General features: G+C 55.4%; 32 protein-coding genes and 1 pseudogene. 10 read left to right on the forward strand and 23 right to left on the reverse strand.

Translation table 11 applies throughout. The annotated features are described in order from the left end of the window. Nucleotides 1-109: pseudogene (locus V6N04_RS11405) on the forward strand (IS5-like element ISCARN85 family transposase); the annotation flags it as partial. Between the two features lie 118 nt (nt 110-227). Here the strand turns inward: V6N04_RS11405 and rplP are convergent. The 7 genes from rplP to V6N04_RS11440 form a co-directional block, all read right to left on the reverse strand. Next, nucleotides 228-641 (reverse strand): 50S ribosomal protein L16, encoded by a 414-nt coding sequence (rplP, locus tag V6N04_RS11410; RefSeq protein ID WP_108857553.1) that lies wholly within the window; start codon nt 639-641, stop codon nt 228-230. Between the two features lie 13 nt (nt 642-654). Further along, nucleotides 655-1,362, reverse strand: coding sequence for a 30S ribosomal protein S3 (gene rpsC, locus V6N04_RS11415; RefSeq protein ID WP_371170298.1), 708 nt, complete (start codon nt 1,360-1,362; stop codon nt 655-657). Beyond that, entirely contained in the window at nt 1,362-1,742 is a 381-nt protein-coding gene (gene rplV, locus V6N04_RS11420; protein WP_371170299.1) for a 50S ribosomal protein L22, read from the reverse strand. Before rplV ends, rpsC begins: the two co-directional genes overlap by 1 nt. Before the next feature lie 3 nt (nt 1,743-1,745). After that, a complete protein-coding gene (gene rpsS / locus V6N04_RS11425; protein WP_371170300.1) occupies nt 1,746-2,024 on the reverse strand; it encodes a 30S ribosomal protein S19 in 279 nt (92 codons plus the stop codon). A 3-nt stretch (nt 2,025-2,027) separates the two neighbouring features. Further along, nucleotides 2,028-2,870 (reverse strand): 50S ribosomal protein L2, encoded by an 843-nt coding sequence (gene rplB / locus V6N04_RS11430; RefSeq protein WP_371170301.1) that lies wholly within the window; start codon nt 2,868-2,870, stop codon nt 2,028-2,030. Between the two features lie 293 nt (nt 2,871-3,163). Next, a complete protein-coding gene (locus V6N04_RS11435; protein WP_371170302.1) occupies nt 3,164-4,429 on the reverse strand; it encodes an FAD-dependent oxidoreductase in 1,266 nt (421 codons plus the stop codon). Beyond that, nucleotides 4,426-5,352: a hypothetical protein gene (locus tag V6N04_RS11440; RefSeq protein WP_371170303.1), complete on the reverse strand. Its 927-nt coding sequence runs from the start codon at nt 5,350-5,352 to the stop codon at nt 4,426-4,428. The genes V6N04_RS11435 and V6N04_RS11440 overlap by 4 nt, the downstream gene beginning before the upstream one ends. Before the next feature lie 340 nt (nt 5,353-5,692). Between V6N04_RS11440 and V6N04_RS11445 the strand changes: the two genes are divergently transcribed. Continuing rightward, nucleotides 5,693-5,983, forward strand: coding sequence for a hypothetical protein (locus tag V6N04_RS11445; RefSeq protein ID WP_371170304.1), 291 nt, complete (start codon nt 5,693-5,695; stop codon nt 5,981-5,983). Nucleotides 5,984-5,998: 15 nt separating this feature from the next. Here V6N04_RS11445 and V6N04_RS11450 read toward each other — a convergent pair whose 3' ends face one another. The 7 genes from V6N04_RS11450 to V6N04_RS11480 form a co-directional block, all read right to left on the reverse strand. After that, nucleotides 5,999-6,640, reverse strand: a complete 642-nt coding sequence (locus tag V6N04_RS11450; RefSeq protein WP_371170305.1) for a L,D-transpeptidase — start codon at nt 6,638-6,640, stop codon at nt 5,999-6,001. A 161-nt stretch (nt 6,641-6,801) separates the two neighbouring features. Further along, nucleotides 6,802-7,335 carry a DUF3291 domain-containing protein gene (locus V6N04_RS11455; RefSeq protein WP_371170306.1) on the reverse strand — a complete coding sequence of 178 codons (534 nt, stop codon included), beginning with the start codon at nt 7,333-7,335 and terminating at the stop codon, nt 6,802-6,804. Between the two features lie 134 nt (nt 7,336-7,469). Beyond that, nucleotides 7,470-7,766 (reverse strand): 50S ribosomal protein L23, encoded by a 297-nt coding sequence (locus V6N04_RS11460; RefSeq protein WP_371170307.1) that lies wholly within the window; start codon nt 7,764-7,766, stop codon nt 7,470-7,472. Further along, nucleotides 7,763-8,380: a 50S ribosomal protein L4 gene (gene rplD / locus V6N04_RS11465; RefSeq protein ID WP_371170308.1), complete on the reverse strand. Its 618-nt coding sequence runs from the start codon at nt 8,378-8,380 to the stop codon at nt 7,763-7,765. The genes V6N04_RS11460 and rplD overlap by 4 nt, the downstream gene beginning before the upstream one ends. Beyond that, nucleotides 8,377-9,102, reverse strand: a complete 726-nt coding sequence (gene rplC / locus V6N04_RS11470) for a 50S ribosomal protein L3 (protein ID WP_371170309.1) — start codon at nt 9,100-9,102, stop codon at nt 8,377-8,379. Before rplC ends, rplD begins: the two co-directional genes overlap by 4 nt. A 14-nt stretch (nt 9,103-9,116) precedes the next feature. Beyond that, the gene (gene rpsJ / locus V6N04_RS11475; RefSeq protein ID WP_091428130.1) at nt 9,117-9,425 is read right to left on the reverse strand and encodes a 30S ribosomal protein S10; all 309 of its coding nucleotides are present in this window, start codon (nt 9,423-9,425) and stop codon (nt 9,117-9,119) included. Nucleotides 9,426-9,666: 241 nt separating this feature from the next. Then, complete coding sequence (locus V6N04_RS11480; protein ID WP_371170310.1) at nt 9,667-9,873, reverse strand: cold-shock protein; 207 nt, start codon at nt 9,871-9,873, stop codon at nt 9,667-9,669. Nucleotides 9,874-10,256: 383 nt separating this feature from the next. Here V6N04_RS11480 and V6N04_RS11485 point away from each other — a divergent pair, with 383 nt between their 5' ends. Next, entirely contained in the window at nt 10,257-10,712 is a 456-nt protein-coding gene (locus tag V6N04_RS11485) for a phage tail protein (protein ID WP_371170311.1), read from the forward strand. Between the two features lie 159 nt (nt 10,713-10,871). On the opposite strand, the gene tuf is transcribed toward V6N04_RS11485, so the two are convergent. The 4 genes from tuf to parC all read right to left on the reverse strand — a co-directional run bounded on the left by tuf (nt 10,872) and on the right by parC (nt 16,878). Continuing rightward, nucleotides 10,872-12,047: an elongation factor Tu gene (tuf, locus tag V6N04_RS11490; protein WP_371170312.1), complete on the reverse strand. Its 1,176-nt coding sequence runs from the start codon at nt 12,045-12,047 to the stop codon at nt 10,872-10,874. 170 nt (nt 12,048-12,217) lie between these two features. Further along, entirely contained in the window at nt 12,218-13,369 is a 1,152-nt protein-coding gene (locus V6N04_RS11495; RefSeq protein ID WP_371170313.1) for a M48 family metallopeptidase, read from the reverse strand. Further along, nucleotides 13,366-14,541 carry a DUF898 family protein gene (locus V6N04_RS11500; RefSeq protein ID WP_371170314.1) on the reverse strand — a complete coding sequence of 392 codons (1,176 nt, stop codon included), beginning with the start codon at nt 14,539-14,541 and terminating at the stop codon, nt 13,366-13,368. The genes V6N04_RS11495 and V6N04_RS11500 overlap by 4 nt, the downstream gene beginning before the upstream one ends. 3 nt (nt 14,542-14,544) lie before the next feature. Continuing rightward, nucleotides 14,545-16,878, reverse strand: coding sequence for a DNA topoisomerase IV subunit A (gene parC, locus V6N04_RS11505; RefSeq protein ID WP_371170315.1), 2,334 nt, complete (start codon nt 16,876-16,878; stop codon nt 14,545-14,547). Between the two features lie 120 nt (nt 16,879-16,998). Between parC and V6N04_RS11510 the strand changes: the two genes are divergently transcribed. The 6 genes from V6N04_RS11510 to V6N04_RS11535 all read left to right on the forward strand — a co-directional run bounded on the left by V6N04_RS11510 (nt 16,999) and on the right by V6N04_RS11535 (nt 21,273). After that, nucleotides 16,999-17,589: an SH3 domain-containing protein gene (locus tag V6N04_RS11510; protein ID WP_371170316.1), complete on the forward strand. Its 591-nt coding sequence runs from the start codon at nt 16,999-17,001 to the stop codon at nt 17,587-17,589. A gap of 125 nt (nt 17,590-17,714) precedes the next feature. After that, nucleotides 17,715-18,551 (forward strand): SDR family NAD(P)-dependent oxidoreductase, encoded by an 837-nt coding sequence (locus V6N04_RS11515; protein ID WP_371170317.1) that lies wholly within the window; start codon nt 17,715-17,717, stop codon nt 18,549-18,551. Between the two features lie 69 nt (nt 18,552-18,620). Continuing rightward, nucleotides 18,621-18,827 carry a twin transmembrane helix small protein gene (locus tag V6N04_RS11520; RefSeq protein WP_371170318.1) on the forward strand — a complete coding sequence of 69 codons (207 nt, stop codon included), beginning with the start codon at nt 18,621-18,623 and terminating at the stop codon, nt 18,825-18,827. Then, a complete protein-coding gene (locus V6N04_RS11525) occupies nt 18,827-19,399 on the forward strand; it encodes a cob(I)yrinic acid a,c-diamide adenosyltransferase (RefSeq protein ID WP_371170319.1) in 573 nt (190 codons plus the stop codon). Before V6N04_RS11520 ends, V6N04_RS11525 begins: the two co-directional genes overlap by 1 nt. Before the next feature lie 189 nt (nt 19,400-19,588). Beyond that, complete coding sequence (locus V6N04_RS11530) at nt 19,589-20,347, forward strand: electron transfer flavoprotein subunit beta/FixA family protein (RefSeq protein ID WP_371170320.1); 759 nt, start codon at nt 19,589-19,591, stop codon at nt 20,345-20,347. Beyond that, on the forward strand, nt 20,347-21,273 hold the full coding sequence (locus tag V6N04_RS11535; protein ID WP_371170321.1) for an electron transfer flavoprotein subunit alpha/FixB family protein: 927 nt from the start codon (nt 20,347-20,349) through the stop codon (nt 21,271-21,273). Before V6N04_RS11530 ends, V6N04_RS11535 begins: the two co-directional genes overlap by 1 nt. Before the next feature lie 71 nt (nt 21,274-21,344). On the opposite strand, the gene V6N04_RS11540 is transcribed toward V6N04_RS11535, so the two are convergent. Further along, nucleotides 21,345-22,172, reverse strand: a complete 828-nt coding sequence (locus V6N04_RS11540) for a DUF6473 family protein (protein WP_371170322.1) — start codon at nt 22,170-22,172, stop codon at nt 21,345-21,347. A 160-nt stretch (nt 22,173-22,332) separates the two neighbouring features. Between V6N04_RS11540 and V6N04_RS11545 the strand changes: the two genes are divergently transcribed. Next, on the forward strand, nt 22,333-23,208 hold the full coding sequence (locus tag V6N04_RS11545) for a 3-hydroxybutyryl-CoA dehydrogenase (RefSeq protein ID WP_371170323.1): 876 nt from the start codon (nt 22,333-22,335) through the stop codon (nt 23,206-23,208). A gap of 3 nt (nt 23,209-23,211) precedes the next feature. On the opposite strand, the gene V6N04_RS11550 is transcribed toward V6N04_RS11545, so the two are convergent. Genes V6N04_RS11550 through rapZ form a run of 4 tightly spaced genes read right to left on the reverse strand, consistent with a single transcriptional unit; the run spans nt 23,212 to nt 25,733 of the window. Further along, a complete protein-coding gene (locus V6N04_RS11550; RefSeq protein ID WP_371170324.1) occupies nt 23,212-24,126 on the reverse strand; it encodes a lysophospholipid acyltransferase family protein in 915 nt (304 codons plus the stop codon). Between the two features lie 22 nt (nt 24,127-24,148). After that, nucleotides 24,149-24,421: an HPr family phosphocarrier protein gene (locus tag V6N04_RS11555; protein WP_371170325.1), complete on the reverse strand. Its 273-nt coding sequence runs from the start codon at nt 24,419-24,421 to the stop codon at nt 24,149-24,151. 3 nt (nt 24,422-24,424) lie between these two features. Further along, nucleotides 24,425-24,820, reverse strand: coding sequence for a PTS sugar transporter subunit IIA (locus tag V6N04_RS11560; RefSeq protein WP_371170326.1), 396 nt, complete (start codon nt 24,818-24,820; stop codon nt 24,425-24,427). 4 nt (nt 24,821-24,824) lie between these two features. Next, nucleotides 24,825-25,733, reverse strand: coding sequence for an RNase adapter RapZ (rapZ, locus tag V6N04_RS11565; RefSeq protein WP_371170327.1), 909 nt, complete (start codon nt 25,731-25,733; stop codon nt 24,825-24,827). Nucleotides 25,734-25,741 lie beyond the last annotated feature (8 nt).

Raw genomic sequence — 25,741 nt, forward strand, 5'->3', positions numbered from 1 at the left:
TCGAAGGCTGAAAGGATACCGGCGCATCTTCTCAAGGTTCGAAAAGCTGGACGTCATGTACCGCGCTTTCCTGAATTTCGCCCTAATCGTCGATATGATTAAGTGTTAACAGGCCCTAGTTCAAGTAAATCAACAACCCAACCCTTCATCCGAAAAACAAAAGCCCCCGCCGATTTCTCGACGGGGGCTTTTTATTCTTTGTACCAGAATTCTCGCGTCAACGAAAATTACCAGTCCTCGCGAACCACAACGCGCGATTTGATCGGCAGCTTCATGGCGGCAAGGCGCAGGGCCTCGCGTGCCACGTCGTCATTGACGCCGTCGATCTCAAACATCACGCGGCCTGGCTTCACTTTGCAGGTCCAACGGTCCACGGAACCTTTACCTTTACCCATACGAACTTCGATAGGCTTGGCGGTCACCGGGGTGTCCGGGAAGATGCGGATCCAAACACGGCCTTGACGTTTCATGTGACGCGTCATGGCACGACGTGCAGCTTCGATCTGGCGTGCAGTCACACGCTCAGGCTCGAGAGCTTTAAGACCGTAAGAACCGAAGTTCAGGTCAGAGCCGCCTTTGGCCTCACCTTTGATCCGACCTTTGTGCATCTTGCGGAATTTTGTACGCTTTGGTTGAAGCATGTCTCAGCCCTCCTTAACGACGGCCGCCGGCGCCACGGGGCGCGGGACCTTCCTGGAGTTCCGCTTGACGACGATCACGAGCAGCAGGATCGTGCTCCATGATTTCGCCTTTGAAGATCCAGGTTTTGATGCCGATGATGCCATAAGGCGTCATTGCTTCGGCGTGGGCGTAGTCGATGTCAGCGCGCAGGGTGTGCAGCGGCACACGACCTTCACGATACCATTCGGTACGGGCGATTTCAGCGCCACCAAGACGGCCAGCAACATTCACACGGATGCCAAGGGCACCCATACGCATTGCGTTCTGCACGCCGCGCTTCATGGCACGACGGAAGGACACACGGCGCTCAAGCTGCTGAGCGATGGATTCTGCAACCAAGGCAGCGTCCAGTTCGGGCTTGCGAACTTCAACGATGTTGAGGTGCAGTTCCGACGCGGTAATCTTGGCGATTTTCTTGCGCAGAGTTTCAATGTCTGCACCTTTTTTACCAATGATCACACCGGGACGCGCTGTGTGGATCGTGACGCGGCACTTTTTGTGCGGACGTTCGATGATCACACGGCTGATACCAGCCTGCTTGCATTCGGTCTTGATGAAGTCACGAATTTTCAGGTCTTCCATAAGAAGATCGCCGTAATCTTTCGTGTCTGCGTACCAGCGGCTGTCCCAGGTGCGGTTGACCTGAAGACGCATGCCAATTGGATTAACCTTCTGACCCATTACGCTTGCTCCTCAACTTGACGCACCAGGATGGTGAGTTCCGAGAACGGCTTGATGATTTTGCCGAAACGACCACGGGCACGAGGGCGACCGCGTTTCATGGTCAGGTTTTTACCGACATAAGCCTCGGCGACGATCAGTTCATCGACGTCCAGGTTATGGTTGTTCTCGGCGTTGGCGATGGCGGACTGAAGGCATTTCTTCACATCCTGAGCGATACGCTTGTTCGAGAAAGTCAGGTCATTAAGAGCCTTGTCGACTTTCTTGCCGCGGATCATACCAGCAACCAGGTTCAGTTTTTGCGGGGACGTACGGAGCATACGGGTCTTAGCCATAGCTTCGTTATCGGCCACGCGGCGGGGATTTTTATCCTTACCCATGGCTTACTTCCTCTTCGCTTTTTTATCAGCCGCGTGACCGTAGTAAGTACGGGTCGGTGAATATTCACCGAACTTCTGGCCAATCATTTCTTCGGTCACATTCACTGGGATGTGCTTGTGGCCGTTGTAAACGCCAAAGGTCAGACCCACAAACTGGGGCAGAATGGTCGAACGACGCGACCAGATCTTGATGACCTCGTTTTTACCCGACTCGCGGGTTTTTTCGGCTTTTTTGAGGACGTAAGCGTCAACAAAAGGGCCTTTCCAGACAGAACGTGCCATATCTTAACGACCCTTCTTCTTGGCGTGACGCGAGCGGATGATCAGCTTCGACGACGCCTTGTTCTTGTTGCGAGTGCGCGCACCCTTGGTCGGCTTACCCCAAGGAGTAACCGGGTGACGACCACCCGAAGTCCGACCCTCACCACCACCGTGGGGGTGATCAACCGGGTTCATAACGACACCACGGACGCTCGGGCGGACACCTTTATGGCGCATACGACCAGCTTTACCGTAGTTCTGGTTCGAGTTGTCGGGGTTTGACACAGCACCAACGGTGGCCATGCATTCCTGACGCACGAGGCGCAGTTCCCCCGAGCTCAGACGGATCTGAGCGTAACCGCCATCACGACCAACAAACTGAGCGTAAGTTCCAGCAGCACGGGCGATCTGGCCGCCTTTGCCCGGCTTCATCTCGATGTTGTGGACTATGGTACCGATTGGCATGCCTGAGAAAGGCATCGCGTTGCCAGGCTTCACGTCGGCCTTAGCCGATGCGATCACCTTGTCGCCAACAGCCAAACGCTGAGGAGCAAGGATATAGGCCTGTTCGCCGTCTTCGTATTTTACGAGAGCGATGAACGCGGTCCGGTTGGGGTCATATTCAATCCGCTCGATAGTAGCGGCGACGTCAAACTTGTTCCGTTTGAAATCTACGATGCGATAGAGACGCTTCGCACCACCACCACGGCGGCGCGACGTGATCCGTCCGGTATTGTTCCGACCACCCGATTTCGTAAGACCCTCTGTAAGAGCCTTAACCGGGCGACCTTTCCAAAGCTCCGAACGGTCGATCAGAACCAGCCCACGCTGGCCTGGCGTCGTCGGTTTGTACGACTTAAGTGCCATGCTTTCTGTCTTCCGTTGCTTTGAGGCAGTCACCTGCCTGTATGTGAAGGGCCCCGAAGGTCCCCAAATTCCAAATGTCATAGGCCCCGGAACGAATCCGAGGCCATAAGACTTGCGCGATGTATCAGGGTTGGTTGGGGGTGTCTAGTAGGTGGAGTGGTTTTACCCACTCAGACAATCGTGTGCGAATAACCAAAGAAGACTGCCAGCATCACCACCTTAATCGCTGCGCATTACGGAGCGGTGAACAGCAGGCAAGTCTATTGTCTGCAGATCCACCAAAACACCACCAGTCAAACAGTCATCGCTGCCGCTGTCGGGCGTTCTGTCGCTTTATCGAACAACTCGCTCTCTAATCTCAGAACATTGCGCCCGATGCTCGTGTACTTTCCCGTCGCCACGGACAAGTAGTTGCCCTTTCGCCGGATCGGATACTCGTCCCGACGATGAAACCCGCTATCGGTCTTATCAATGTCTCGCAAGCCGTGCGCCACGATTATTCCTGCTTTGATTAGCTTAACTTCCGGCATCGGAAAATCAGGAAACACTTCGCGAAACCCTGCCACATTCTCGGCAAGGACGCGGTCTCGGATGTGATCTGGTACTGGCCCTGAACAAAGCGCGCGCCAATGATCAGGAAGCTGTTGAGTTTCAATCATTCCCTCGACACAAGCCGGATACCATGATGCGAATGCCGTGTCCGCAAATGGCGACGTGACAACGCTGCCAAACGCGCCGTGGGTCAATATAAACGATCCAAGACGATCGAAGTATTCGCTTCGCTTCAGAAGCAGGCTGTATTTCAATCGAAGGCTCTCGGTTGAGCCGTCAGAAATTCCCATGACACGATCAATCAGGCCGCGCGCCTCCCAAAGGCAGTTAACGACCAGACCTGCTTGATGCTGTGTCCGGGCACCTTGGCCATCACTTGTCGTCACAGTGTATCGATCCGCGCCGCGCCCCTCGACCGTCAACACCTCTTGGCCCAGAGCGCAAACAATTCGAGGATGCGCATTAACCGCCGCCTTTACGATGGCATTCAACGAAACCTGATCGACGCAAGTTTCCTCGCTTTTGAAGGCATGAGTGACAATGCCAGCCTTGGCTTCTTCGGGGCAATCGGTAGGCCAGAAAAACCGCTTTGGACGCGCACCAACATAAGTCATTTCGGGATCTTCAAGCTCGGCCATGATGACATGTTCAAGTTGGGTCCAAAACGCCGTCAGTTCATCCGCACTCAGGTGACTGTTGCGGTGAACCAGATAGGTTGATCGCACCGAACGAAGGCGTGCCCAATCCAGCTTCATTCCCAGGATTCTTTCAATGGCGGGGGCGAATGCCACCGCATCCTTGGCCATACGCGTTGCGGTATTGAACGTCTTGTCCATCGCATACAGCATCCCAGAGTGAATGCGCCCTTCGTAGTTCAGGCTGGACCCCTGCAACATCGCGTCCGCGCGATCAATCAATGTAACCGTTAGCCCGCGATTGGCCAGCATAAGCGCCGAAAGCGCGCCTTGCATGCCGGCACCCAGTACCAATGCTTCACTGTGTTTCATGATCCTGCAACCCATCCAAGTCGACGTTCGCGCAGGCGTCTGTGTTCAGAAAACTGGTAGGGTTCGTAGATAAACCTATCCGCATCCGGGTTTCGAAGCGCATCGACCCGAAATTTGGCGTTTGTCAGGATATCCCGAGTTGCGTAAGCCCGGATTTCATCATCAGTGAGCGCCGCCTGAACCGAGGCAACCATCTGATCTGCGACGTCTTGAAAAACTTCCGGAGTAACGACCCAAGATCGGTGGGTGCTTTCGGGATAATAACGCTTGTGGAGCATGTCAGTCGGCACAAATACAAATCGTCCGGCAAGGGCCAACGAGAACAACCACGCGCGTTCAGAGTAAATGGTTGTCGGCGTCGCCTGAAAGACGTGTCTTCGATCTTGCGCAACCGCCGACCTGATCACCCCCTTGAATGCTCCAGCGAAACGGCCGATCCAGAAAAGCGGCAATGCATCATCAAGTGTCCAGCTCGTGGCAGTTGGGTCCTCACTGCTATTTAGCTCATCGCGTTCCGGCATCGGCCGATTGGCCAAATCAAACGCCCGTACGCGACCATAGGCCAGCACCGCGTCAGGGGCTGCGTCCAACGCGGCGCACAATGCCTCGATCGAAGATAAAGGCGTTGTGTCATCATGGGGAAGTATCTGAAGGTATTTCCCGCGCGCGTGGTTGATCAGATCGCGGATGTTTTCGACCCAATTAATGTTACTATCGTCGCACAAAATGCGGACGTTCTTGCGTTCACCAATTCGGTCTCGCAGCTTGTTGCAAAACGCGCTGTCGCCGTTGCGATCAGCCAAGATTATCTCAGAATGCGGTAGCGCCAACTCTTCGATGTTCTCAGCGATAACTTCTAGGAAGCGGTGCGATCTAAACAACGGGATCAGGTGCGAGATAACAATCTCGTCATTCTTAGTCATGATATTTCTTCGTTTCATATGTCCAAACGGGACCGATCGGCATCGTGTCCTGTCTGTCAATTGCCCGGGATCGGTACCCCAATTCGCCGCACTAAAGAATGGCAAATTCGCGCTAAGTCAACTCTGTTTATGATAACCGCATGGAACATCAAACCAGAGGCATTTTAGGGGGGCATCGACTAGATGCTCGCATACGCTCGACAGGTCTATAACAAATCCGGAACGGGCCTCGCCAGCATATGACGCCAGATGGCTTGGGCCAACATCTCAGGCCAAAACACCCTTCCCCTCTGAGCAAAAATCTATCATCCTCTCCGAAAAGAAGACTGTGGGGAGATTAATGATGAAGAAACTGGTTGTGTTGTCGAGCGCCGCGGCATGTTTACTGTCTGCCTGCGTTAGCCCGGAAGCCTCTGGCGGTGACCCAAACTCGCGGGGCTTCGCCGAAGTGCCTGAGAGCGTTGCCGCGATTGCTGCGCCCGGTCAGGACCTGAACAATGTTCGAATGAACAATTCGGATGGGTGCTTCGTGTACCGGCACCAAGGTCCAGTCGAGACGACCTATTTGCCCCTGCGAAACCGCAAGGGCCAGCCCATCTGCGCCAAGCGAGATGCTCCGGCCGAGGCATAACCTCGGCTCAGTTCATTATGCTGGATAAAGGTGCGCCGTCGCGCCTGTTTGCACGTGGTCATAGAGCCCGTTGATATGCGCCATCACCATCCGCACACAGCCTGAACTTGCGCGCCCGCCAATCGAGCGCGGCGCTGGTGACCCATGGATGCGCAGATACGTATCGCGATTGCCGTCAAACAGGTAGAACGCGCGTGATCCGAGCGGATTTTTCGGACCTCCGTCCATACCATCAGCCAAGGGGCCGTAGACATTTGGCTCGCGTTCGATCATCGCTTTGGTCGGAATCCATGTGGGCCACTTAGCTTTGCGTCGGATGGTATATACGCCAGGCTCGTACAAATCGCCCTTTGCAATAGCCACCCCGTACCGCATTGCGGTTCCGTCTTCACGGATGTGATACAGATAGCGCGCCACAGCGTCTACGTGGATATCACCGGGTACCAGCCCCGGATTGGCCTTAACCAGTCGCGGCAAAAAGCGCGATTTCAATCCCCAAGGATTCGATGTTTCGGGGTTATAATTTGCCGGCGTTACCTGCGCATCAAACGCAGCCCATTTCGAACGATCCGAGATTGGCCCTGCGATGGCTGGGGTCGCTAGCGGAACAGATAACATCGCTGCGGATGTCGCGACAAAATGGCGGCGGGTCAACATGGGCACAATCCTCATCTCTCTATGAGTCGTTAAACGAACCGCCTTAATTTATTCATATGAGCGAAAATCGCGAGTCAAATTGCTGTGTGTTGCCAATAGAGTGCGTTGGCGTGACCCAGACGACCCGCCCTCCGGCATCCGTCTTTGCTGTTCTTCGCTCGTTAGATGTCGCGTGTTGACCGGTTCGTTATTGCCTGCACCCGTCGCCTGTCGATCTTCGTTGGTGCTCCATTTTCATCAAACGGTTGCCTGAAAGTAAATGCCTTGGGCGTCGGCCCATGAACATGTAGGTGCTGATGCCGACCGACTCCGTGTGCCCAAGTAGGCCGGGCATCCCCTTGATGCCACCACAATACCAGAGGGGGCCAGCGAGGTTTCTGAAACCACTCTCTGCCGCGGCTCAAAGCCTTTGCATGAAGACCGAAATAGGTAAACGCAAATAGCGATTCCATATCTTGCCACAAAGAAAGCGTTGCAGGCGACCAGCCATCGCCTCGGTCCTCGTAGAACTCTGGATAAACCTCTTCACCCCAGGGGTCTGGCCCGGGGTCAGAGGCATATCCTGAACGATCGATTAGTCCCGGCGCGTCATCAACATTTTCAAAGATCGGATCATTCAGCTCACGAAACCCATCATTTGCTGGGCTATCCGCTGACTCAATAAATTGACCGAATGTGTAAAGTGCCAATGGCATGGGAACTCTCGATGGCGATAATTTCTAACGAGTACATTCAAGAGCAAACGACCGTTCCTGCGTCAACCGGTGCCCAAAAGAAAAAGCCCCCACCTTTCGGCAGGGGCCTTCTAATTCTCAGTTAAGCCTGACGATCAGAGACCGGTGGTCACGTCGATCGTGTTGCCCTCTTCCAAGGTCACATAGGCTTTCTTGACGTCTTTACGCTTACCAAGTTGGCCGCGGAAGCGTTTCACTTTACCCTTAGTGATCGTTGTGTTGACGGCTTTCACCTTCACACCGAACAGGGTTTCAACAGCTTCTTTGATCTGCGGCTTGTTGGAGTCGATCGCCACTTCGAAAACAACTGCGCCATTTTCAGACGCCATGGTTGCTTTTTCAGTGATGAGCGGCTTGCGGATCACGTCGTAGAGTGCAGCTTTATCGGTCATTTCAGGCGAGCCTCCAGAGCTTCGACACCTGCTTTGGTGAGCACAAGAGTGTCACGCTTCAGGATGTCATAGACATTGGCGCCCATCGACGGCAGGATATCCAAACCTTCGATGTTACGAGCCGCCAGAGCGAACTTTTCGTTCACTTCAGCGCCGTCGATAACCAGAGCGCGTTTCCAGCCCAAGTCTTTGACCGCTTTCGCCAGAACAGCAGTTTTGCCGTCAGCGTCAGCCGTGTCGATCACAACCAGTTCGCCAGCTTGCGCTTTAGCGGACAGGGCGTGCTTCAGACCCAGTTTGCGGAATTTCTTGGTCAGGTCGTGACCGTGGCTGCGAACAACCGGGCCCTTATAGACACCACCACCACGGAAGATCGGAGCCGAGCGTGCGCCGTGGCGTGCGCCACCGGTGCCTTTTTGGCGATAGATCTTCTTGGTCGAGTAGTTAACTTCTGACCGTGTTTTCACCTTGTGCGTACCGGCTTGTGCGTTGTTACGCTGCCAGCGGACCACACGGTGCAGGATGTCGGCGCGTGGCTCGAGACCGAAAAGGGCCTCGTCCAGCTCGACCGAACCGGCTTTTTTGCCGTCCAGTTTGATCACATCAAGTTTCATGCTTCACCACCTTCCGCGGGAGCTTCTTCCGCAGGTGCTTCGGTTGCAGCCGATTTAAGAGCAGCCGGGAACGGAACGTCCTCGGGCAGCTTCTTTTTCACGGCGTCTTTAACGGTGACCCAGCCACCCTTCGAGCCAGGGACAGCGCCCTTGATGAAGACCAAGCCACGATCGGCGTCAGTTTTCACGACTTCGAGGTTCTGAGTGGTCACGCGGACTGAACCCATGTGACCGGCCATTTTCTTGCCTTTGAAAACCTTGCCCGGATCCTGACACTGGCCAGTTGAACCGTGCGAACGGTGGCTGATCGAAACACCGTGCGTGGCGCGAAGACCACCAAAGTTGTGGCGTTTCATCGCACCGGCAAAGCCTTTACCGATCGAAGTACCGGCAACGTCAACTTTTTGACCTTCCACATAGTGCTCGGCCGACAGCTCTTCGCCAACGGCGATCAAAGCGTCTTCGGACACGCGGAATTCAACAAGTTTACGCTTCGGTGCAACTTTCGCAGCGGCGAAGTAGCCGCGCATAGGCTTCGAAGTGTTTTTGGCTTTGGCTTCACCTGCACCAAGCTGAACAGCTGTATAGCCGTCTTTGTCAGCGGTGCGGTTGGCCACAACCTGCAAGTTGTCCATCTGAAGAACGGTGACAGGGATCTGCTTTCCGTCTTCCATGAAAAGTCGGGTCATGCCGACTTTCTTTGCGATAATACCAGAGCGCATCTGTGATACCCTCCTTAGACAGAGATCTGGACGTCAACGCCAGCAGCCAGGTCGAGCTTCATCAGCGCGTCCACGGTCTGAGGTGTCGGGTCAACAATGTCGAGCAGACGCTTGTGCGTGCGGATCTCGAACTGATCGCGGGATTTCTTATCAACGTGCGGGCCACGAAGAACCGTGAACTTCTCAATCTTGTTGGGAAGCGGGATGGGGCCGCGTACGTTTGCACCAGTCCGTTTGGCGGTGTTGACGATCTCTTGTGTGGACGCATCCAGCACACGATAGTCAAACGCCTTAAGACGGATACGAATGTTTTGACTTGTCATAGCATTCGCCCTTTCAGGCAAAGAGTTGATAGGACGACAGCTGGCTCATTCCAACTGCCCTCGTCGAACCCCCGTCAAATTCAAAAAGCGGGACCGAATCCCGCTGATAAATTCGCCGAGCGAACTGGGGCGTAGTACAGCGCGATAATGCGTGTGGCAAGGGGTAAAACCCACATGCGCCCCGAAATGCAAAACGCGGCCCTCGTACGAGAACCGCGTTTCAAACTGTAGTCGAAAAGGCTTATGCCAGTTCGATGTTCACAGCTGATTCACGACCGTCGCGGCCGGGCTCTACATCGAACGTAACTTTCTGGTCGTCAGCAAGGCCAGTCAGGCCCGAACGCTCAACAGCCGAGATGTGTACAAACACGTCTTTGCCGCCAGTTTCAGGTGCGATGAAGCCGAAGCCTTTAGTTGCGTTGAACCATTTTACGGTGCCGTTAGCCATATCCGTAGTCTCCAAAATTAATGCTACTCGCGGAAGTGCAGCAGCCTGGCGTGGTAGGTCTGGATCGAAAGACTGAATGCCAGAGTAGGAGACAGTTGGTCGAAAAAGAAAAACGTTAGCACCCGCCAAATGGGCGTCCGCAGGTCAAATTGCAATAGTTTTCTTTGGAATTGATGGTTTTTGGCAAGTTTTTGCGGGTGGCATTACCGACGATCCGGCTCCGTTACCAACTGCTTGGGGCAACGATCAGACAAAGCCTTCGAATCGCAATGCTTGCAACTTGCGCCACGCGCCGCATACTCGACCCATATATATGAAGCCCGATCCAATTCTTATTTTGATCGGTGCTGGTTTCCAGAACCTCTCCAAAGGATAGCTGAATCATGGCAAAGCCAACCTACCCCACGGCGTTCCACTTCTCGGTGTCTTTCACAGGATCAAGCCGAACAATCTCAGACGTGATGTTTCAGGAAGTTTCCGGATTGGAGAGCAGTTTTGAAGAAGACGTGATAGTTGAAGGTGGCGAGAACCGTTTCGTCCACCAACTTCCAAAGAAAGCCAAAAAACCTAACCTGAAGCTCCAACGCGCCCTGACCACTAAGGACAATGAGCTGGTCAAATGGTGCAAATCGAGTATCGAGGGAAGCCTTGCCAAGCCAATCGAACCGATGGACCTGACGGTCAGCCTTATTGATGCAAACAGTAAAGTCGTGGCCACGTGGTTGGTGACAAATGCCTACCCCGTCAAATGGGAAATTGGCGGGTTCGACGCAATGAAGAATGAATTGGCTTTGGAAACTGTTGAATTGGCTTACCTGTCGACAACCAAATCATTGTGAAGACACGCCGGGCTTAGGAGGCCAAGACCCGCTCTTAAAAAGAAAAAGGCCACCTTGCGGCGGCCTTTTCCGTTCGAACATTAGCGGATGCTAACTAAGCTCTCGGCAGATTTGGCGTGGCCGCCAAATCGCCTGTCGCTGTAGGAACGCAGTACGTTCTTACGCGATGATTTTCGACACAACGCCGGAACCAACGGTGCGGCCGCCTTCGCGGATCGCGAAGCGCAGCTTCTCTTCCATCGCAATCGGTGCGATCAGTTCAACGTTGAACTTCAGGTTGTCGCCCGGCATCACCATCTCGGTGCCCGAAGGCAGCTCAACGGTGCCAGTCACGTCAGTCGTACGGAAGTAGAACTGAGGACGGTAGTTCGCGAAGAACGGTGTGTGACGGCCGCCTTCTTCCTTGGTCAGGATATAGACCTCGGCTTCGAACTTCGTGTGCGGGTTCACAGAACCTGGCTTACACAGAACCTGGCCACGCTCTACCTTCTCACGGTCGATGCCGCGCAGAAGAACGCCAACGTTGTCGCCAGCTTCACCGCGGTCAAGCAGCTTGCGGAACATTTCAACGCCAGTACAGGTGGTTTTCTGAGTGTCTTTGATGCCAACGATTTCGATCTCGTCGCCAACGTTAACAACGCCACGCTCAACACGGCCGGTTACAACCGTACCACGGCCCGAGATCGAGAATACGTCTTCGATCGGCAGAAGGAACGCACCGTCAACAGGGCGTGCAGGTGTCGGGATGAAGTCATCAACAGCCGCCATCAGTTCGCGGATCTTGTCTTCACCGATGTTGGCGTCGCGACCTTCCAGAGCGGCCAGAGCCGAACCTGCGATGATCGGAATGTCGTCGCCTGGGTAGCCGTATTCGCTCAGAAGCTCACGGATTTCCATCTCAACCAGCTCAAGCAGCTCTTCGTCGTCAACCTGGTCAACTTTGTTCATGAACACGACCATGGTCGGGATACCAACCTGGCGGCCCAGCAGGATGTGCTCACGGGTCTGAGGCATAGGGCCATCAGCGGCGTTCACAACCAGGATCGCGCCGTCCATCTGAGCGGCACCGGTGATCATGTTCTTCACGTAGTCAGCGTGACCGGGGCAGTCAACGTGTGCGTAGTGACGGGCGTCCGTCTCGTACTCAACGTGTGCGGTCGAAATCGTGATGCCGCGAGCTTTCTCTTCCGGGGCACCGTCAATCTGATCGTATGCCTGGAAGTCACCAAAATACTTGGTGATCGCCGCCGTCAGCGTCGTCTTGCCGTGGTCAACGTGGCCGATTGTGCCGATGTTGACGTGCGGTTTGGAGCGTTCAAACTTTTCCTTAGCCATGAGCCAAAGCCTCGTCATTTAGGGGGTTCACCGAACCCGGGTTCAATATCGCGCGCTGACTACGCGTTCAGCGAGGGAAAATCAAGGCTTCCCTTGCCGCGTGAGGTCGGAAAGCCACTATTGTTTCATTTGCGCATGTTTGAGCACAGGTTTTCGGCCCTAACGCGCCTTTACGGCTGCGTTTTCTTGTCCGGGAAAACGGCATCGGATTGGACTGAAGACGACGATCCACAGGCCGACTGCAAATTGCGCCACTCGCTTGCATTCAGAACCGAGCCATACTCTTTCCCGTCGGTTGCCGCCGTTCTTGAAGCCGCGATCCGTTCGCTAAGCTGAGGGTGCGACATGAAGTGGGCCACAATACCATCAGGGTCGCCGTGTTCCGCGGCCAATCTTTCAAACATCGTACCCAGAGCGGCGGGCGAGATATCGGCGCGCTCCAACAACTCATGCGCATAGTCATCAGCGGTCGTTTCGGCCTTCTGGCTATAGGATGCATTGATCAATTGATTTGCCAAAAACAGAGTGACTGTACCGCCTGCAAAATCACCAAAAAGAAGCCCCAGAACACCCAGAGATCCCGCAGATCGCAATGCGTCACGGGTCGGGTCTCGATTAACCACATGCCCGATTTCATGGGCCAGAACTGCGGCAACTTCCTCGGGGTTTTCGGCCTGATCAATCAGCCCACGAAAGAACACGATCCGCCCCCCGGGAAGCGCAAAGGCATTCACCATGTCGTGGTCGAGGATATGTATCTGTACATCATAAGGCAGATCAGCCGCTGGGTTGAGGCGCTCGTACATCTGCCGCATTGCCACATTACCCTCGGGGTTCTCGCATATCCGCGTTCCGACAATCCCGGTCTCATCCAGTGCCATACGGATTTGCTCAAACGTCGCATCCCCCAGCGCCTTTTCGCCTTCGGCCGGCAGGATCGCGGCAAGCTGAGTAGCCATCAAAGGGACCAACACAAAAATGATGGCCAGCACAGAGGCAACCGCACCCGCGGCCCAAACCGCCAGCTTCGGAAACGGCACCGTCCGATCCCGCTTTCCCAATTGTCCTGCACGCAGGTGAATTGTAGAGATCAACGGGGCATCGCCGACATACAGACGCGTAAGGGCATCCGGCTCGCGTTTCAGAACAAGGACACCCCTATCTGCCTGATCAGGAACGCGGCGCAGTTCGGACCATGGCCAAATAACTTGCTCCCCATCGGGAAGCTGCACCTCTAGCCCGGACGACACAGCATGGACGGCGACACGCGTCGGCGTCGCGCGGTGACCCTCAACAAGGTTGGCGAAAACAACAGAGGTCATAAGGCAGCCCCCACATCAAGAGCTTCTGCAAAACCTTCCGCCTCGGCAAACTCGTCTCGTTCTCGTTGGGAAATCAAATGCAACTCTTCAGCATCGACGATCTCGGTCACTTCGGCGAAGTGGGCTGCAAGCGGCAAGGTGATCCATGCGTGCGCCATGGATCGATAACCCAAAAAAACGAGGAAATAGACAATGATAAGAAGCGGCGCATTTGAGGCGATCGCGACCTCGAGCTGACTGAAATCTTCGGGATCAAATTCGGTCGCTGCAAAATACGCTACAAATGTAGCGGCAACGATCAAAAACGCGCCGGTGAACACGATATTGATCAAGAACCAACCCAGAGAATATATTCCAATGATTGTGCCTGGGCGCGGTTTGGTCCGGAACCTGATAGAGCCCAATGTCTTGGCCTCGGTCAATCGCTTGAAACGTTCCGCCCGCCAATAGGCCAGCCCATAAATGAACCAAGGTACAGTCAGCAAAAACAGCATCAACCACAAAGGGTTGTCGAACAAATAGACCATCTGCGCAGCGACCACGGACAGACCCACTGAAGCGTAAACATGCTTCATCGCACCGAACAGCAGACCACGGCGACCACCCTGTACGAATATCTGATCACCATAGTATGTGTTGTTGATAAGATATTTCTCGATCCACAACGATGTCAGAGGCAGCAATGTTCCAAGCGAGAGGATCGCGACCCCCCAATGCACCATCGCGCGCCATGAATACCCCCAAGCGCCCGGCTCCAATCCGAACCGGATGCCGCGCCACCGAGTGCGGGCAAGAATATATCGGCGCGCACGGTATTGGGCGAAAAATATGATCGGGACCAGCCCCGCGAAGCTAAGCACATAGGCGGCGATATTTCCGTTAAGAATCGCAAAACTGAAATACATCAAGATCAGGTTCACAATACCTATGTAGAACGCCATGAAGACAACCGCGACAAGGAACCCCAATAGTTTTTCCAGCGGGTCACCAACATACTCCAACGGCAGACCGCCGGGGCGAATAGAGCTCCAGAAATATCGGCGCAAACGGGTCTTTGCCCAAAAGCGATAGAAACCCAATGTAAGGATGGTCAGCATCCCAGTCTTCAATGCCAGCCAAAGTAATGGCCCGCGACGACCGGAATAAAGAATCTTCAGGTGTGATGGGGGCATCGATTACTCAAACTTATTGTCACGCGGGAATCCATGTGGTGGCGCTTTGCCGACGCCCGCACGTTTGCCCAGCCACGGGGTCATATCGGCCTCGGTCCGGGTGCGATCACCGGTGGCAGGCCATGACAGACCGGCCTCTAGATCGAAGGTCTTGAGGTCGCTTAGCCCCCCATCCAATTCCAACACGCCCTGCTTACCGCGTGCTGAGTTATATTTCTGCAACCGCACCCCTTTGCCGCGCGTCATCTCGTTGATCTCGGCCACCGGGAAAACCAAGAGCTTCCGGTTCTCTGACACGACGGCAACGTGATCGCCTGTCACTGGTGTGCAAACCTTGGCGCGGGCATCGCCCACATTCAGCACCTGCTTGCCGTTCTTGGTCTGGGCCAGAACATCGTCTTCGTTGACGACAAACCCGTTCCCTTCAGTCGAGGCGACCAACTGCCTGCGTCCGGGCTGGTGGATGAATAAATCGACGATCTCGGCTTCGTTCGGCAGGTCGACCATAAGGCGCAGGGGTTCGCCCATGCCGCGGCCTCCCGGCAAGTTCGACGCCGACAGAGTAAAGAATTTACCATTTGAATCGAATACGAGAAGCCTGTCGGTCGTCTCGGCATGGAATATGAAGCGCGGGGCGTCGCCATCGCGGAATTTCAGCTCGCGTGACAAGTCGATATGCCCCGACATCGCGCGAATCCAGCCCATCTGAGAACAGACGATGGTGATCGGCTCTTTCTCGATCATCGCCTCAAGCGGCACATCCTCAACCTCTGCGGCTTCGGCAAACTGCGTCCGTCTTGCGCCGTTTTCGTAGTCCTTACCGAAAAGCTTCTTGGTCTCTTTCAGTTGTTCAGAGATTTTTGCCCACTGCAACGTGCCGCTTTCAAGCAGGTCTTCAAGCCCAGCGCGTTCCTCCATCAGCTCGTCGCGTTCGCGGACCAATTCCATCTCTTCCAACCGACGCAAACTGCGCAGCCGCATGTTCAGAATTGCGTCGACTTGGATCTCTGACAGTTCACCCTCGCCCGGAGCGGGGCTGACATAGTCCGCCTCGTTCATCGCGCGGACATGCTCTACGCCCCAATCTTCGCGCATAAGGGCGGCTTTGGGGTCGTCGTCGTAGCGAATGATATCGATCACGCGATCAAGGTTCAGGAACGCAACGATGAACCCTTCGAGCACCTCTAGCCGGTGGTCGATTTTCTCCATCCGGTGTTGGGAACGACGCAACAGCACTTCACGACGGTGATCAAGGAAGGCGCGCAGCACCTCCTTCATCGAGCACACTTTGGGCGTTACGCCGTCGATCAACACGTTCATGTTCAGGCTGAACCGCGTTTCCAGATCAGAGTTGCGGAACATAAGGTTCATCAGAAGCTCTGGGTCGACGTTCTTGGATTTCGGTTCCAACACAATTCGAACGTCGTCCGCGCTTTCATCGCGGACATCGCCAAGAATAGGCACCTTCTTGACTTGAATAACTTCCGCGATCTTCTCGATCAGTTTGGATTTCTGAACTTGATACGGAATCTCGGTCACTACAATTTGCCATTGACCCCGGCCCAGATCCTCGACCTCCCACTTACAGCGCAGTCGGAACGATCCGCGCCCGGTGCGATAGGCCTGCGCGATATTCTCGCGCGGCTCGACGATGATGCCGCCGGTTGGGAAGTCTGGACCGGGAACATAGTTCAGCAGCGTATCGTCGCGCGCGTCCGGCACTTTGATCAGATGAAGACAAGCGTCAATCAATTCAGCGATGTTGTGAGGCGGGATATTGGTGGCCATACCCACCGCAATCCCTGACGACCCATTCGCCAAGAGATTCGGAAACTCCGCTGGCAAGACCACTGGCTCGGTCAAGCGGCCATCGTAATTGTCGCGATAGTCGACCGCGTTTTCATCCAAACCCTGCAACATGGCCTCGGCAACGAAGGTCATTCGCGCTTCTGTATAACGGCTGGCCGCTGGGTTATCGCCGTCGATATTCCCGAAGTTCCCCTGCCCGTCCACGAGCGGGTACCGGACGGCAAAATCCTGCGCCAAACGCGCCATTGCGTCATAGATTGCGGCGTCCCCATGCGGGTGGAAATCCCCCATCGTATCGCCCGAAATCTTGGCTGATTTCAGAAACTTACCGCCAGACGCCAGCTTCAACCGGGACATCGCATACAGGATGCGCCTGTGCACCGGCTTCAACCCGTCTCGGGCATCAGGCAAAGCACGGTGCATGATCGTCGATAAGGCGTAGGTCAGATAGCGCTCGCCAATGGCGCGGCGAAGCGGTTCAGCGACATCCGAACCGGTGGGTTCAGGGTTTTCAGTTACATCATTCATGGAATCTGTGTATATTTGAGGGCAGAGCGCGTAAAGCGCCGAGGGGGAAACTATTACGACATTCCCCTAAATTATAACAAAAGTTTTTGGGTAAATAGTTTTCGATTGAAGGGGGATATTATGGGAATTATTCGTTTAACACTGTTTACAGTGGGCGCGGTTGGTGCGGCCATGCTGCACTTCGGACGGGATGCAGAGTTGCCAGTTGACCGTTTGGGGCGCGAACCGACCATAGCTCAGGATACAATAGAGCCGGTATCGGCTGGTATCGAGCTGGATCATTCGGACACCGCAGCGCCTGCCGCAGGTGAGGTTATCGCGACTTCAAATGCAGCGACGGCTGCCGACCTGACGTCGACGCCGCGCGGGCTAGCCGTCGTGCCGGTGACGTTGGCCAGCGCAACCGCACCTCAGACCGCAGCTGAGCATGCAGAACACGCAGCCCGGTTAATGGCCGCTTCGGGCGCCAAGCCCGAACCCGCTTCGCAGCCCGTCATCACCGACGCGGGCGTCCCCGTTGTCTATGTTCGCGGATCGACGGTGAATATGCGCGCTGGCCCCTCGACCCGGCATGGCATCGTCGCGAAACTGACACGCGGCACCGAAGTGATAGATATGGGCAGCGCAGGAGATGGTTGGAGCCAGATCAAAGTGCTGGACACCGGAACGCGCGGCTTCATGGCCTCGAAATTTCTGACACCGAATCTCTGAACGGGTAACCGACGATAATCAGAGTGCACCTGACGGCGCGTCCTTTCCCGGGGCGCGTCGTTTTCCGTTGACGCTGTAACATTCTTTGGCCCTATTGCTTCAAGCGCGCAACACAGGACGGCAGAATGGCTCAAATAGACAAATCCATCCTTATCACAGGGTGTTCTTCTGGCATCGGCTACGACGCTGCCCACACTTTGGCCAAGCGCGGCTGGCGTGTCTTTGCGACGTGCCGAAAAGAAGCTGACTGTGAAAGACTGCGGTCAGAGGGGCTGGAAAGCTTCATCCTGGACCACGCGGATGAGACCAGCATGGAAACCGCCATGGCCGAAGCACTAAGCCGCACCGGCGGAACTCTGGACGCCCTGTTCAACAACGGCGCATTCGCCATTCCTGGTGCTGTCGAAGACCTGCCCACCGATGCGCTACGCGAGATATTCGAGACGAACCTCTTTGGTTATCACCACCTGACCCGCCTCGCATTGCCGGTCATGCGTGCGCAAGGACATGGGCGCATCATCAACAACTCATCCGTCTTGGGGTTCGCAGCCTTGCCTTGGCGCGGCGCCTATGTTGCCACAAAATTCGCGCTCGAAGGCCTGACCGACACGCTCCGGTTGGAAATGCGAGGCACAGACATCAAAGTCATGCTTGTGGAACCGGGGCCTATCACAACCAAAATCCGCGAGAACGCCCAGCCGCATTTTGAGAAATGGATCGATTGGGAAAACAGCGCGCGTGCGGGATTGTACCGGAAATTGCGCGAGCGGCTCTATGATGACAGCGGCACGCCTGATACATTCGAGCTGCCTGCCTCTGCGGTCACAGACAAGCTGATCCATGCGTTGGAGCACCGGAACCCAAAGCCGCGATACTATGTCACGACGGCCACCTATATCGCCGGAATCGCTCGCCGATTTCTATCGACACGCATGGGTGACCGCGTCGCGCCAAACGGATAGATACCGATAGCGCTTGCCGTTTCGACCCGGCAAGGCCAAATGGACTGTGACACGACAGGAGCGAACTACATGACCGACGACCCGCTTTTCGTATTCATCATTGTGGCCTGTGCGGCTGTCCTGATCATCCTGATGCTTGGGATTGGGTCTTTCGGTGTTGGGGGCGATACCTCAAAGAAATACTCGAACAAATTGATGCGTTGGAGGATCGGCGCCCAAGCCGTCGCGATTGCATTGATCCTTCTGTTTGTCTGGCTGCGAGGAGGAAACGGCTGATGGTTGTCTTGAACAAAATCTACACGCGAACCGGTGATAAGGGCGAGACGGCGCTTGGCGACGGATCGCGTGTGGCAAAGCACTCTGCCCGTGTTGATGCCTATGGAACCGTTGACGAAACCAACGCAACGATCGGATTGGTACGCCTACATGCGGAAGGCGATATGGACGCGGCCCTTGCGCGGATTCAGAACGATCTTTTCGATCTCGGCGCAGACCTGTGCCGGCCTGAGATGGCAAAAGACGCCGAGGCTGAATACCCACCCTTGCGGATGGCGCAAGAGCAAGTGGACCGGCTTGAAACCGAGATCGACGCGATGAACAAGGCGCTGGAACCCTTGCGCAGTTTCATCCTGCCCGGAGGCTCCCCCCTCGCCGCGCACCTACACCTTTCGCGTACCGTAAGCCGCCGCGCGGAACGTCTGGCCACAGAACTGGCGACGCAAGAAGACGTGAACCCGGTAGCGGTGAAATACCTCAACCGCCTGTCAGATTGGTGCTTTGTTGCCGCGCGTGTGGCAAATGAGGACGGCAAAGCGGATGTGCTTTGGGTGCCAGGAGCGAACCGGTAATTGGCATCACCAACGAGTTTTGGCCGCATCGCAGAAACATTCTCGCTACGAATCCCACACAAAACCAAAAAACGCGGCGTCCTTTGGACAGAACGTGACGATTTTGCGCTGTTTTCGGCAGCGCCGCTCCGCTAAACCTGTCGCGAGAGCATGACCGCCCTTCGGGGCTTAACTGGGAGAGACACGCCAATGAAGGTGCTTGTGCCTGTAAAGCGCGTGATCGACTATAACGTAAAAGTTCGTGTGAAAGCGGACGGAAGCGGTGTCGATCTTGCGAATGTAAAAATGTCGATGAACCCCTTTGACGAGATTGCCGTCGAAGAGGCCATTCGCTTGAAAGAAGCCGGAAAGGCAGACGAGATCGTCGTTGTGTCCATCGGCGTGAAACAGTCTCAGGAAACGCTGCGCACCGCGCTCGCCATGGGTGCTGACCGCGCCATTTTGGTAAATGCCGCCGAAGATGTTCATCAGGACATCGAGCCGCTGGCCGTCGCCAAAATCTTGGCGAAGATTGTCGAGGAAGAGGCCCCGGGTCTGGTACTTGCCGGAAAGCAAGCCATCGACAACGACATGAACGCCACCGGTCAGATGCTGTCGGCCGTGTTGGGTTGGTCGCAAGGCACATTCGCATCCGAGCTGGACATTGACGGCGACAAAGCCGTTGTGACCCGCGAAGTGGATGGCGGTTTGCAGACCATCAAAGTCTCGATGCCAACCATCGTCACCGTCGACCTGCGTTTGAACGAGCCGCGTTATGCGTCTTTGCCGAACATCATGAAGGCGAAGAAAAAGCCGCTGGACGAAAAGACCGCTGCCGACTACGGCGTCGACGTCACACCGCGCTTGGAAATCGTTTCGACCGCTGAACCCGAAGCCCGCGCAGCTGGCATCATCGTTGGTTCGGTTGACGAGCTTGTAGAGAAACTCAAAGAAGCGGGGGCTGTATAATGGCTGTTCTTCTTCTCGCAGAAGTCAACAATGGCGAACTGGCGTTAGACGCCACCGCCAAAGCCGTCACCGCAGCAAAGTCGTTGGGTGACGTGACTGTCCTGGCCGCTGGTGGCACTGCCGCCGCCGCTGGTGAAGCTGCCGCGAAAATCGACGGTGTCGCCAAGGTTTTGGTTGCCGAAGACGCTTCGCTGGGCCACCGCCTTGCGGAATCGACTGCGGCGCTGATCGTATCACTGGCTGGCGATTACGAGCACATCGTCGCCCCCGCCACCACCGACGCCAAGAACGTGATGCCCCGTGTGGCTGCGCTTTTGGACGTGATGGTGATCTCGGACGCGTCAGGTGTGGTCGATGGCAACACTGTCGAGCGCCCGATCTATGCTGGCAACGCCATTCAGACCGTCAAATCGTCGGATGCGAAGAAGGTCGTCACCTTCCGCACGTCGACATTTGATGCGGCTGGCGAAGGCGGTTCAGCCAGCGTCGAGACGATCTCGGCTGTAGCCAATCCCGGCCTGTCGGAATGGGTCGAAGACAAGGTCGCCGAAAGCGATCGCCCCGAGCTGACATCGGCAGGCGTTGTGGTCTCGGGTGGCCGTGGCGTTGGCTCTGAAGAGGACTTCAAGCTGATCGAAACACTGGCTGACAAGCTGGGCGCTGCTGTTGGTGCCTCGCGCGCTGCGGTGGACTCGGGCTACGCCCCGAACGATTGGCAGGTTGGTCAAACTGGTAAAGTTGTTGCACCGGACCTTTATGTCGCAATCGGCATCTCGGGCGCCATCCAACACCTTGCTGGTATGAAAGACTCGAAGATCATTGTTGCGATCAACAAAGACGAGGAAGCACCGATCTTCCAGGTTGCCGACTTCGGACTGGTTGCCGACCTCTTTGATGCGGTCCCGGCTTTGACCGACGCGCTCTGATTTTCCGACCTAAGAACCCCTAAAAGCCCGCCAATGTGCGGGCTTTTTCTTATCCAACGTCAGAATAACGTTCAGATCAGCCGCTCAACCACGTTTCTCAGGGCCCGGCTCGCTTTGCGGTGGGCAACGGTACCTAACATCTCACGCGTCGCAGGGGCGTCCATATCTGCGAATACCAATGCATCTCGTCCTTGTTCGCGCTCTTCCTCACTGATCGAGACTTCCACCACATCCCGCACAAAGGGCGACACTTCCTCAATCATATGGCGGTCGACAAAAAGTGGATCTGTGCCGTCAACGCCCAACCTGCCGCCTTCCGAGATCGGATGATCCGCGAGCCACAGCAGGATGATACTGCTGTCTAGGTTGGCAATCAGCAGCTTCATTCTGGCAACCCATGCGATGCGCAACTCCTCTACGATGTTGGCAAAGCGGTCGGGCGACGTTTCGTGCAACACTCCAAGCAAATGCCGAGTGAAGTTGAATTCCGTGAAATCAATCTCACAATACAGCTCTTTCAACGCGTTAGAAGCGCGAAGGAACCGATCATTACGACGCGGATGCACGGCGTAAAAGCGGTTGGACATATTGTGGGCCCCGGGGACCTGAAGCACCGTGACGGCAGCTTTATGGCTGATGGTCAGCAGACCGTGATCATGCAAAAACGCATCAACACCTGCATTCGGGCATCCAAAATTGACCGCTTGTATTCCGCTTTCATGCTGCAAAAGGTCGGGAAACGGATGTTCAAGAAACTTTCCATATGTCTCGGTCCCACCGAGAACCGCGATGAACGGATCCGCCAGCTTTTTCTTCGGACCGCGGAACAAGATTTTCGAAGCTCCATACCTGCAAGGCTGATAGTTCAACGCACCCTTCCCCAAAATCTCGTAAGCCATTCCACCCACTCCAACTAAATTCACCCATTTTGACGAATCTCATGGAACCGTTTCGAAATGGCTAATCCTCCAATTTAACTAAACCTCACAAGATACGCTTACCCCTTGCGCCCCCGCCGCAGCGCCGCATAGTCTGTGGCAACCAAACAAAGGGGTTCGCATGAGCATCGAGACAATTGGCGTTGTCGGCGCAGGACAAATGGGCAACGGTATTGCCCACGTCATGTCGCTGGCCGGGTACGAAGTCCGTCTGAACGATATCAGTCAGGACAGTCTGGATGCAGCCATGGTTCGCATCGCCAAGAACATGGATCGACAGGTTTCGCGCGAGGTGATCACTGCCGATGCGCGTGACGCCGCAATGGGGTTGATCTCGACCACCTTGAAGCTACCAGACATTGGCGCAACAGACCTTATTATTGAAGCCGCGACCGAGAACGAAGCGTTGAAAAAGCAGATTTTCGACGGCCTGCTTCCCCACCTGAAACCAGAGACGATCCTGACGTCGAACACGTCGTCCATTTCGATCACGCGACTGGCCAGCGGAACGGACCGCCCCGAGCGCTTTATGGGGTTTCATTTCATGAACCCGGTGCCCGTGATGCAGCTGGTCGAACTGATCCGCGGAATTGCGACCGATGAGGCAACATTCAAAGCCTGCTTTGAGGTGGTCGAGAAGCTTGGCAAAACGGCGGCAAGTGCTGAGGATTTTCCCGCCTTTATCGTCAACCGTATCTTGATGCCGATGATCAACGAGGCCGTGTACACCCTTTATGAGGGTGTCGGTTCGGTCCAGAGTATCGACACGTCCCTAAAGCTTGGTGCAAACCATCCGATGGGGCCTTTGGAACTGGCTGACTTTATCGGGTTGGACACCTGCCTTGCCATCATGAACGTGCTGCACGAGGGGCTGGCAGATACCAAGTACCGGCCGTGCCCGCTGCTGACAAAATATGTTGAGGCCGGATGGTTGGGTCGTAAGACAAAACGCGGATTTTATGATTACCGCGGCGAAACGCCTGTCCCAACACGTTAAGTCTTAGTGTCCTGCGTCTTCGTTCGCATATCCACCCAGTGCCAATGTGTGTGCACGAAGCCATCCCATGAAGCCGCGCGGATCGCTTTTCAGCTTGTCCATTTGCGCATCTTCCAGAACAGGGCCAATGACCGGGCTTTGCGGGCGATTGCAGCTTTTTACGATTTCATGAAGCAACAAGGCCTGACGCAAGGTCGCAGATAACCGGTTTGCCATCTGGTACCAGCGGGAATTGGACCCCGGAAAGAAGATCGGAACCACTTTCGCACCAGACCGGCGGATCAACTGTGCGGTAAATACATTCCACTCGCGCTCGATCGCTGGGCCAAAAAGCGTGTCGGACGAGGCAACTACGCCGGATGGAAACAGGGTCACAAGCCCTCCGTCCTTCAGATACGCCATGGTTTGCGCCCGCATTTCGACCATCTTTTGCTGTGCATCCGGGTCATGCGGAAATGGCACCGTAATCATGTAGGATGATGCGGCCTCGTCCAGCCCATCAAGAACCGAGCGGGTCAATATGCGATAATCCTGCCGCCTGCGCCCAATCAACTCGGCCAGCACCATGCCGTCAACCAAACCATGTGGGTGGTTGGCAACCGCGATGACTGGTCCCTCTGCCGGTATGTTCATAAGCTGCGCATTTGGGGTCTCTATCTTGATCCCCATCACCTCAAAGCATGCACCCCAAAAAGCCTGCCCCTTTGGAGCGCCGCGTTTCTCAAGCTTGCGCACCATCCGAAGGATCGAGATCTTTCCTGTAAACCATTCAACGACACGGATCACCAAGGACTGAAGCGGGTTATTCAGTGAGTTCGCATAGGTCAGGCTGCGACGATCATACTGATCGTGCGATAGCTCTGCCAGAGCCGGATCCGGTACATCGCTGTCGGCATTCTTCACTTTGTTTTGTCCCATCTTCGCCCGCACACCCGGCATCTCACATGCCTTCGCCGAATTTATCGGCCACCAGATGCGCCAGCGCGTCCATAAGCTCGGTCGCCTGCGGACCGGTCGTCTCGACCTGGATCGTTGTACCTTGCGAGGCCGCAAGCATCAAAAGTCCCATGATCGAGTCGCCTTCCGCGTCGATCCCATCCTTTGATACGAGCGCCGAGGCGTTATGGTTCTCTACCGTATCAACAAATTTCGCAGATGCACGCGCGTGCAGACCTTTGACGTTTATGATCTCCAACTCTCGGCGTGTGCTCATACTCTAGACCTCTTGTATACCGTCTATACAGTCGATGTATTTGCGTCCGGCTGCAAGCGCCTTTGCCGTTGATTGTTCAATGGGCAAATGACGGGTCTTGGCAAGCTTCAGGAGCATGGGCAAATTGGCACCGTAGAGGATCTTACGATCAGACTTACAGCACGCGGGAAGTGACAAATTTGCAGGCGATCCACCAAACATATCGACCACGACGACAACGCCGTCTCCTTGGTCGACCTCTTCGGCTGCTTTAGAAATTTCGTCGCGCTTATCGGCGCGGTCACATTCTGCGGCTGTCGAAATGGCACGCATGCCTGATTGTTTGCCGACGACATGCTCGACAGCGGCCAGATACTCTCTGGCAAGCCCACCATGCGCAACGATCACGATGCCGATCAAGCTGCTACCCCGATTGCTGTGACGCCTGCCCCGTTTCGGCCCGGCGTTCCAATTCCCGATGTCTAATTGACACCTGCCAACCCTTCTGTGCAAGCGTCTTTGCCAGTCTTTCCGTTAAGGCAACCGAACGGTGTTGCCCCCCTGTACACCCAAATCCAATGGCCAGGTGCGATTTTCCTTCGTCGCCATAGGCCGGGATCAGAAATTCCACCAGTTCAGACACGCGCGAAAAGAACTCTGCGAATCGGGGATCATCGGCCACATAGGCCGCAACCTCATCGCTTCGCCCGTCCAACGCTCGCAAGGCAGGTTCCCAGTGCGGGTTTCTTAAAAACCGCGCATCGAACACCATATCAAGCCCCCGTGGCACACCCCGCTTGTACGAAAACGAATGCACCGATACCGCAAGGTTCTCTGCCCCCGATTGGGACAGCCATTGCATCAGCTCTTCTTTCAGGTCGTGCGGGGAAAGATCAGATGTGTCGATCAAGACGTCGGCGCGTCCGCGCACCGGCACAAGCAGCTCGATTTCGCGGGTTATGCCATGCTCCGGTGTCTCGGCAGGCGCAAGCGGATGTCGTCTTCGCGTCTCGGAATAGCGGCGAACCAGCACATCACGCGAGCAATCCAGATAAAGCACCTCGACGTCATGGGTGTGATCTTCACGCAGATCTTCAATGACCTGCAGCATCATCTCGGTCGAAAAATCGCGGTTGCGCACATCGACGCCCAGCGCCAAAGGGTGGTCCAGCGCCGGACCAGCCAAAACCCTGCTGATCAGCGAAAGTGGCAAATTGTCGATGACCTCGTACCCGATGTCTTCCAGCACACGGATGGCGGTGGTCCGCCCGGCCCCCGAGGGTCCGGTAACCAAGACCACCTTCTGGCCTGTCGTTCTGTCGTCGTCGGTCATTGTGTGTG

It is taken from the genome of Aliiroseovarius conchicola (genome assembly GCF_041403445.1).
In the GTDB taxonomy this organism is placed as follows: domain Bacteria; phylum Pseudomonadota; class Alphaproteobacteria; order Rhodobacterales; family Rhodobacteraceae; genus Aliiroseovarius; species Aliiroseovarius conchicola.

Bases quoted from the DNA above. Each gene is read 5' to 3' on its own strand.
- V6N04_RS11450 (WP_371170305.1), bottom strand. From the start codon at position 6,640: ATGTTGACCCGCCGCCATTTTGTCGCGACATCCGCAGCGATGTTATCT.
- rpsJ (WP_091428130.1), bottom strand. From the start codon at position 9,425: ATGACAAGTCAAAACATTCGTATCCGTCTTAAGGCGTTTGACTATCGT.
- rplV (WP_371170299.1), bottom strand. From the start codon at position 1,742: ATGGGTAAGGATAAAAATCCCCGCCGCGTGGCCGATAACGAAGCTATG.
- rplC (WP_371170309.1), bottom strand. From the start codon at position 9,102: ATGCGCTCTGGTATTATCGCAAAGAAAGTCGGCATGACCCGACTTTTC.
- V6N04_RS11525 (WP_371170319.1), top strand. From the start codon at position 18,827: ATGGTTGTCTTGAACAAAATCTACACGCGAACCGGTGATAAGGGCGAG.
- V6N04_RS11510 (WP_371170316.1), top strand. From the start codon at position 16,999: ATGGGAATTATTCGTTTAACACTGTTTACAGTGGGCGCGGTTGGTGCG.
- V6N04_RS11435 (WP_371170302.1), bottom strand. From the start codon at position 4,429: ATGAAACACAGTGAAGCATTGGTACTGGGTGCCGGCATGCAAGGCGCG.
- V6N04_RS11540 (WP_371170322.1), bottom strand. From the start codon at position 22,172: ATGGCTTACGAGATTTTGGGGAAGGGTGCGTTGAACTATCAGCCTTGC.
- parC (WP_371170315.1), bottom strand. From the start codon at position 16,878: ATGAATGATGTAACTGAAAACCCTGAACCCACCGGTTCGGATGTCGCT.
- V6N04_RS11445 (WP_371170304.1), top strand. From the start codon at position 5,693: ATGATGAAGAAACTGGTTGTGTTGTCGAGCGCCGCGGCATGTTTACTG.
- tuf (WP_371170312.1), bottom strand. From the start codon at position 12,047: ATGGCTAAGGAAAAGTTTGAACGCTCCAAACCGCACGTCAACATCGGC.
- V6N04_RS11535 (WP_371170321.1), top strand. From the start codon at position 20,347: ATGGCTGTTCTTCTTCTCGCAGAAGTCAACAATGGCGAACTGGCGTTA.
- V6N04_RS11455 (WP_371170306.1), bottom strand. From the start codon at position 7,335: ATGCCATTGGCACTTTACACATTCGGTCAATTTATTGAGTCAGCGGAT.
- V6N04_RS11555 (WP_371170325.1), bottom strand. From the start codon at position 24,421: ATGAGCACACGCCGAGAGTTGGAGATCATAAACGTCAAAGGTCTGCAC.
- V6N04_RS11460 (WP_371170307.1), bottom strand. From the start codon at position 7,766: ATGACCGATAAAGCTGCACTCTACGACGTGATCCGCAAGCCGCTCATC.
- V6N04_RS11530 (WP_371170320.1), top strand. From the start codon at position 19,589: ATGAAGGTGCTTGTGCCTGTAAAGCGCGTGATCGACTATAACGTAAAA.
- rplB (WP_371170301.1), bottom strand. From the start codon at position 2,870: ATGGCACTTAAGTCGTACAAACCGACGACGCCAGGCCAGCGTGGGCTG.
- V6N04_RS11480 (WP_371170310.1), bottom strand. From the start codon at position 9,873: ATGGCTAACGGCACCGTAAAATGGTTCAACGCAACTAAAGGCTTCGGC.
- V6N04_RS11520 (WP_371170318.1), top strand. From the start codon at position 18,621: ATGACCGACGACCCGCTTTTCGTATTCATCATTGTGGCCTGTGCGGCT.
- V6N04_RS11550 (WP_371170324.1), bottom strand. From the start codon at position 24,126: ATGGGACAAAACAAAGTGAAGAATGCCGACAGCGATGTACCGGATCCG.
- V6N04_RS11495 (WP_371170313.1), bottom strand. From the start codon at position 13,369: ATGACCTCTGTTGTTTTCGCCAACCTTGTTGAGGGTCACCGCGCGACG.
- rapZ (WP_371170327.1), bottom strand. From the start codon at position 25,733: ATGACCGACGACGACAGAACGACAGGCCAGAAGGTGGTCTTGGTTACC.
- rpsS (WP_371170300.1), bottom strand. From the start codon at position 2,024: ATGGCACGTTCTGTCTGGAAAGGCCCTTTTGTTGACGCTTACGTCCTC.
- V6N04_RS11545 (WP_371170323.1), top strand. From the start codon at position 22,333: ATGAGCATCGAGACAATTGGCGTTGTCGGCGCAGGACAAATGGGCAAC.
- rpsC (WP_371170298.1), bottom strand. From the start codon at position 1,362: ATGGGTCAGAAGGTTAATCCAATTGGCATGCGTCTTCAGGTCAACCGC.
- V6N04_RS11485 (WP_371170311.1), top strand. From the start codon at position 10,257: ATGGCAAAGCCAACCTACCCCACGGCGTTCCACTTCTCGGTGTCTTTC.
- rplP (WP_108857553.1), bottom strand. From the start codon at position 641: ATGCTTCAACCAAAGCGTACAAAATTCCGCAAGATGCACAAAGGTCGG.
- V6N04_RS11515 (WP_371170317.1), top strand. From the start codon at position 17,715: ATGGCTCAAATAGACAAATCCATCCTTATCACAGGGTGTTCTTCTGGC.
- V6N04_RS11440 (WP_371170303.1), bottom strand. From the start codon at position 5,352: ATGACTAAGAATGACGAGATTGTTATCTCGCACCTGATCCCGTTGTTT.
- V6N04_RS11500 (WP_371170314.1), bottom strand. From the start codon at position 14,541: ATGCCCCCATCACACCTGAAGATTCTTTATTCCGGTCGTCGCGGGCCA.
- rplD (WP_371170308.1), bottom strand. From the start codon at position 8,380: ATGAAACTTGATGTGATCAAACTGGACGGCAAAAAAGCCGGTTCGGTC.